This is a genomic window from Pontibacter sp. BAB1700 (assembly GCF_000277005.1).
Lineage (GTDB): Bacteria > Bacteroidota > Bacteroidia > Cytophagales > Hymenobacteraceae > Pontibacter > Pontibacter lucknowensis.
This window is the reverse complement of sequence record NZ_AKIS01000081.1, coordinates 49,190-55,293: the sequence shown is the minus strand read 5'-3', so window position 1 is coordinate 55,293 and position 6,104 is coordinate 49,190. Positions and strand designations below refer to the sequence as shown.

Below are 6,104 nucleotides of genomic sequence, written 5' to 3'. Positions count from 1 at the left end.
TGCAGGTATACAGTGAAACACTAAGCCAGCGCATGGGCACACCTGTTCGTGTCACATTATCTGACCGATACCCCAACATCGGCGCTTACGAGTATCTGCAGGACCAGTCCGGTGGGTTGATCGATTTCATTGCCTCTCCTGTTGATGCTACGGATGTACCTCCTCAGATAAAAGGAGTACGCACCATCTTTTCATCTTTTCACCATTTCAGACCACAGCAGGCGGTGGCCATTTTGCAGAACGCGGCCGATCAACGGGCGCCGATCGGCATTTTTGAGGGAGGCGGCAAAACCTGGACCGAACTGATCATCTTTCTGCTTACCTTCCCGATCATTATCCTGCTGGTAACTCCCTTTATCCGTCCTTTTAAACTTAGCAGGCTACTGTTCACGTACCTTATACCAATCATCCCGTTAGGTATACTTTGGGATGGCTTGGTATCCCTTTTCAGACTGTACAACCCCCGGATGCTGGACGAGTTGCTGTCCCGCGTCGATACCCCGCCCGGTTATACCTGGCGCCGAGGTATAGTGGGGAGTGTCCCGGGCAAGCAAGTCATTTACCTGCTGGGCTGTCCTGAGAATTGATGAAACTATGAAACCACTCGCTATACCTGTTATCGGAAAATACAGCAGTGCCCTGACCCTGATGCGGATACCGTTTTCGGTATACCTGATGCCCGTGTACTGGTTTGCGCTCAGTGTGGTAGATGGTTATACCTTGTGGCGGGCAGCAGCCGTATTCTTTATACTGCACGTACTGGTATATCCTGCCAGCAATGGTTACAACTCATACCACGATCGCGACGAAGGCAGCATCGGTGGACTACGCAGACCTCCTAAAGTCACGCAGGAGCTGTTTCACTTGGTACTTTTATTCGATGTGCTAGCCTTGTTGCTCAGCTTTATGCTTTCGCCTCTGTTTGCCCTGATGGTCGGACTATACCTGCTGGTTTCCAAAGCTTACAGTGATCGGGATATTCGGCTAAAAAAATATCCTGTCATCAGCACGCTGGTCGTCACAGTGTTTCAGGGCGCCTTTACTTTTGTGATGGTACAGGTCGGGGCCGATCTCGACCTTGAGCTCATCTGGCAATCGCCTAATATCTGGTTTGCGTTGGTAAGCACGCTCTTTCTCTGTGGCTCATATCCTCTTACTCAAATTTATCAGCATCAGGAAGACAGTGAGCGAGGTGATAAAACACTGAGCTTGCTACTAGGTATACGGGGCACCTTTGTGTTTGCAGGTATAGCCCTGGGCCTGGGAGCGGCCTTACTGATCGGGCTGTACTTGGCACTGGGACAAGTACTGAACATATTGGTCTTCCTGCTCTGCACCGCGCCCATCACTTTCTTTTTTCTGAGCTGGGTGCGGAAGTCGTGGCAGAACCCTGAAGAAGTTAACTTCGAGAATACGATGCGCATGAACAAGATCTCGTCGCTCTGCATCAGCTTTGCATTTTTCCTGATACTGCTACTGCGCTCCATGTATAGTGGCTAAGGTCCCTATCGGCCGGCTTCCTGTAACTACACAGCCTGATTTCGTATAACAGCAAAAACTGTCGCACCATGAAACTACTCTACGCTGTAATAGGAGGCATTGCCGCTACCGCCGCCATGACTGCCTTTCTGTACCTGCTCTCGTTTGTGACGCACCGTGTTATGAAGGTGATCCGGATACTGGGCACCATGCTCACCAACCGCACCCAACCCGACGGCTCTCTCTCCATGGCGACCAGCACCAAGGTATACGGCACCGTGGCACACTATCTGGTCGGGATTATTTTTGCGCTGTTCTACATTGCGCTGTGGCACTCAGAGGTAGGTCTCATCAATGCCTCATGGGGTTTGCTTTTCGGGCTAGCCCATGGCCTGATGGCGATGTTCATCTGGTATCTGTTCTTCCTGGTGCACCCTCGTCCGCCGCTCATCTCCCTTCGCACTTACCTGATCACGCTTATCTTCGCACACATTGTGTATGGCGTGGTGCTGACGTATACTGTATATCTCTTCGCGAAGCCAGATTATCCTTTTTGGAGTTGAGGGAGATTGAGTGATTGAGTTAAAAATTTAGCTATTTAATGTAATCGCTCAATCAGCACCAATAAAAGAAAACGCCCCTTTGCTTAGTAGCAAGGCGTTTTCTTTTATTGGGGTAACCTTATCCGTTCATCGAGATCAGGAACTCTTCGTTGCTCTTAGTACCCTGCATTCTGTCTTTCAGGAATTCCATGGCTTCTACGGAATTCATGTCGGACATAAACTTGCGCAGAATCCAGATGCGGTTGAGTTCGTCGCGATCCATAAGCAGGTCTTCGCGACGTGTACCCGAAGCCGGTACATCGATAGCAGGGTAGATTCTGCGGTTGGCCAGTTTGCGGTCCAGCTGCAGTTCCATGTTACCGGTACCTTTAAATTCTTCGAAGATCACCTCGTCCATCTTAGAACCTGTGTCGATCAGGGCAGTAGCGATGATGGTCAGGGATCCGCCGTTTTCTACGTTACGGGCAGCACCGAAGAAGCGCTTCGGCTTGTGCAGTGCGTTGGCATCCACACCACCCGACAGGATCTTTCCTGACGAAGGCACTACCGTGTTGTAGGCACGCGCCAGACGTGTAATGGAGTCGAGCAGGATTACTACGTCGTGGCCGCACTCTACCATACGCTTGGCCTTGTCCAGCACGATGCTCGAAACCTTCACGTGGCGCTCTGCAGTTTCGTCGAAAGTAGAGGCGATCACCTCTGCCTTCACGCTGCGTGCCATGTCGGTTACTTCTTCAGGGCGCTCGTCTATGAGCAGGATCATCAGGTATACTTCCGGGTGGTTTTCAGAGATGGCGTTGGCAATCTCTTTCAGCAACACCGTTTTACCTGTCTTTGGCTGTGCCACGATCATACCACGCTGACCTTTACCGATTGGGGCAAATAGGTCCAGGATTCGAGTCGAAAGCTGGCTTGGCCTGGTAGTAAGCTTCAGACGCTCTTCCGGGAAAAGCGGCGTCAGGTGCTGGAAAGGAATACGGTCACGGATTTCTTCCGTGGTACGTCCGTTCACAGAATCCACTTTCAACAGAGCAAAGTACTTCTCCCCTTCTTTCGGCGGACGGATCTGTCCTTTTACAGTATCACCGGTCTTAAGACCAAACAATTTGATCTGAGAAGGAGACACATAGATATCATCTGGGGAAGCCAGGTAGTTATAGTGCGTAGAGCGAAGGAAGCCGTAGCCATCCTGCATCAATTCCAGCACACCTTCATTTAGGATTATTCCGTCAAACTCACGGAAGTTGTTACTGTTTGCGGCCGCATGTTGCTGGCGACGAGGGAAATTGTCACCGCCACGGTTCTGTTCGGTGCGGCTATCGCTGCGATTGCCTACCTCAGGGCGCTGCTCACGCTGCTCTGCACGGTTATCGCTTCTTTCAGTGCGTTCAGGACGTTGTTCCGTTCTCTCAACACGTTCTGGTCTTTCTGTACGCTCCGGTCTCTCAGCACGTTCCGGACGTGCCTCTGTGCGCTCTGCTCGCGGCTCCTGACGCTGCTCACGCGGATTACCGGCATCATTGCGGTTATCGCGGCGGGTTGTTACGCGCTCACGCTGCGGACCATGGTCTTGGTAGGTGCCGGCTGTTGCACTAAAGTCGGGCTTGTTTGTTCGCGGCGGGCTGCTTCGCGGGCAGGTCTTCGTTCGGTTGGCGCTGCGGGGGCAGGTGCCGGTTGCTCTTCGCTGGTAGTAATTGTGTTTTCAGTAGCTTCGGTTTCGCTTGCGGCGGCTGTGCTAAGGGAGGATTTTACTTTTTTCGGCAATTGTTCGGGAGGGGTAACGGCTTGCTGATCAAGGATTTTGTAAACCAGATCCTGTTTGCTGAGTTTCTTGAAATTCTTGACACCCAGGTCTTCTGCAATTTCCTTGAGTTCTGAAAGAAGCCTATCTTTCAATTCTTCAATTTTGTACATAAATGTGGTATGGTAGTTAAATTAACCTGCTTGGCACGCTTGGGCGAACGCAGCGAGAGCTTTACTTATAATTCGGAAAATGAATGAATGCGATAGAGTTTTGTGCGGCTCAGGAAAGGGCCTGCCATAAATTGCACTGCAATGTTATTGCAATGCTTATTAATTAACAAATATTAGCGGAGTTTTTGTTGAAAATGTTTCAGTTTTTCCTTAAAAGATTTCGTAAATGCCGCTTACAACCTAAAAAAGTATATTTTTGCAGCTATACAAAGACCCAAACTATGCTACAGCTAAACGTTTTAAGAGAGCAGACAGAGCTGGTGATAGCTGGACTGACCAAGAAAAACTACAAAAATGCCGCTCAGGAAGTGGAGGCCATTGTAGCTCTTGACCAGCAGCGCCGACAGGTGCAGAGCCAGCACGATGAGCTGCAGGCCCGTGCCAATGCAATCTCTAAAGAGATCGGTATACTGATGAAAAACGGCGACCGCGAAAAAGCCGAAGCTCCAAAGCAGAAACATCCGAGTTAAAGCAGCAGACTAAATCGCTGGCTGAGCAGCTATCTGCCATCGAAGAGCAAATACAGCAAGCATTATACAAGTTACCAAACCTTCCGCATGCAAGTGTTCCTGAAGGTAGAACAGCCGAAGACAATGAAGTAGTTCTCCAACACGGTGAAATTCCGCAATTGCACGAAGGCGCGCAGCCACATTGGGAGTTGATCCAGCAGTACGACATCATTGATTTCGAGCTGGGCAATAAGATATCCGGCGCTGGTTTTCCAGTGTACAAAAAGCAAGGTGCCCGCCTGCAGCGTGCGCTCATCAACTTCTTCCTGGACGAGGCCATGAAAGCCGGTTACATGGAAGTGCAGCCGCCAATCCTGGTGAACGAAGCCTCTGGTTACGGCACTGGTCAGTTGCCTGACAAAGACGGCCAGATGTACCACGCCACAGAAGACAACCTATACCTGATCCCGACTGCCGAGGTGCCAATCACCAACATTTACCGTGACGTGATTGTGCCGGTGGAGCAACTACCGATCAAGAACGCAGGGCATACGCCATGCTTCAGAAGAGAGGCCGGATCGTGGGGTGCTGATGTGCGCGGCCTGAACCGACTGCACCAGTTCGACAAGGTAGAAATTGTACAGATTACGCTGCCTGAAAAATCCTACGAAGCGCTGGAGGAAATGAGCAGCTACATCCAGGGATTGCTGCAGAAGTTGGAGCTGCCATACCGTGTGCTGCGCCTGTGCGGCGGCGACATGGGCTTTACCTCTGCCCTCACCTACGACATGGAGGTATACTCTACCGCTCAGAACCGCTGGCTGGAGGTAAGCTCCGCTTCTAACTTTGAGACTTACCAGTCTAACCGTTTGAAACTGCGCTATAAAACAGAGTCAGGCAAGACGCAGCTGCTGCACACGCTTAATGGTAGCGCCCTCGCCTTACCGCGTATCGTAGCTGCTATCCTGGAGAACAACCAGACGCCGGACGGTATCAACATGCCGAAGGTGCTGCACCCATACCTGGGATTTGAGAAAATCAGCTAATAGGCTACTGATTGAATAGCATACAAACAGAAAAGCCGCTGGGAATCCAGCGGCTTTTCTGTTATTCTCAAGCCCATACAAGCCTTCACAATACTGAAGATTAAATTAAGTTGGCACACCTGTAAAGCACCAATTCTTTCAGCTTAGTACATTAGCCTCCATACTGCTCCAGGTACTGCTGATAGTAGTTTTTTATCTTGTACTTCTTCAGCACATTAGCCCGCACCTGCTCTATCGCCTCCATTGTAATCGCCTTCTGATGGAGTAGCTTTTCCAGGGGCCGGACAGATTCCTCCTCTAGCCCTTCGTCCAAAGTAGCCTGTTCATACTCTTTTAGAAATTCAGGCGACAAGGATAGTTTATTTTTCTGTACCGTGATACAACCAACAGCAGTAAGTTTCTCCAATCCCTCCGTTATTTCTTCCAGTGAATAAACAGTGCCATCGACAGCGTCGCCCATCAGCAAAACGTCCTGTAGTGTAGCACCTCCCTCACCCCCTGTCGCCAGCAACAAAGCCTCCAGTAACTGCACGTCAGATGCCTGCCATGTTAAATTGTATTTCGGCATTTTCCTAAATTAATTAATCTGTTCR

The 6,104-nt window shown here is 50.3% G+C and carries 4 protein-coding genes and 2 pseudogenes; 4 read left to right on the top strand and 2 right to left on the bottom strand.

Annotated elements, in window-relative coordinates; genetic code table 11:
- The 3 genes from O71_RS10275 to O71_RS10265 all read left to right on the top strand — a co-directional run.
- Window positions 1-587 (top strand): hypothetical protein (locus O71_RS10275; protein WP_007656254.1); only part of this gene is annotated, 587 nt, incomplete at its 5' end.
- Window positions 588-594: 7 nt separating this feature from the next.
- Entirely contained in the window at window positions 595-1,500 is a 906-nt protein-coding gene (locus O71_RS10270; RefSeq protein ID WP_007656253.1) for a UbiA family prenyltransferase, read from the top strand.
- A 68-nt stretch (window positions 1,501-1,568) separates the two neighbouring features.
- Entirely contained in the window at window positions 1,569-2,042 is a 474-nt protein-coding gene (locus tag O71_RS10265; protein ID WP_007656251.1) for a hypothetical protein, read from the top strand.
- A gap of 118 nt (window positions 2,043-2,160) precedes the next feature.
- Here the strand turns inward: O71_RS10265 and rho are convergent.
- Window positions 2,161-3,956, bottom strand: a pseudogene (gene rho / locus O71_RS10260) (transcription termination factor Rho).
- A 281-nt stretch (window positions 3,957-4,237) separates the two neighbouring features.
- On the opposite strand from rho, the pseudogene serS reads away from it, so the two are divergent.
- Window positions 4,238-5,511, top strand: a pseudogene (gene serS, locus O71_RS10255) (serine--tRNA ligase).
- Window positions 5,512-5,662: 151 nt separating this feature from the next.
- On the opposite strand, the gene O71_RS10250 reads toward serS, so the two are convergent.
- Window positions 5,663-6,079 carry a hypothetical protein gene (locus tag O71_RS10250; protein WP_007656247.1) on the bottom strand — a complete coding sequence of 139 codons (417 nt, stop codon included), beginning with the start codon at window positions 6,077-6,079 and terminating at the stop codon, window positions 5,663-5,665.
- Window positions 6,080-6,104: the final 25 nt, after the last annotated feature.

Bases quoted from the DNA above. Each gene is read 5' to 3' on its own strand.
- O71_RS10270 (WP_007656253.1), top strand. From the start codon at position 595: ATGAAACCACTCGCTATACCTGTTATCGGAAAATACAGCAGTGCCCTG.
- O71_RS10265 (WP_007656251.1), top strand. From the start codon at position 1,569: ATGAAACTACTCTACGCTGTAATAGGAGGCATTGCCGCTACCGCCGCC.
- O71_RS10250 (WP_007656247.1), bottom strand. From the start codon at position 6,079: ATGCCGAAATACAATTTAACATGGCAGGCATCTGACGTGCAGTTACTG.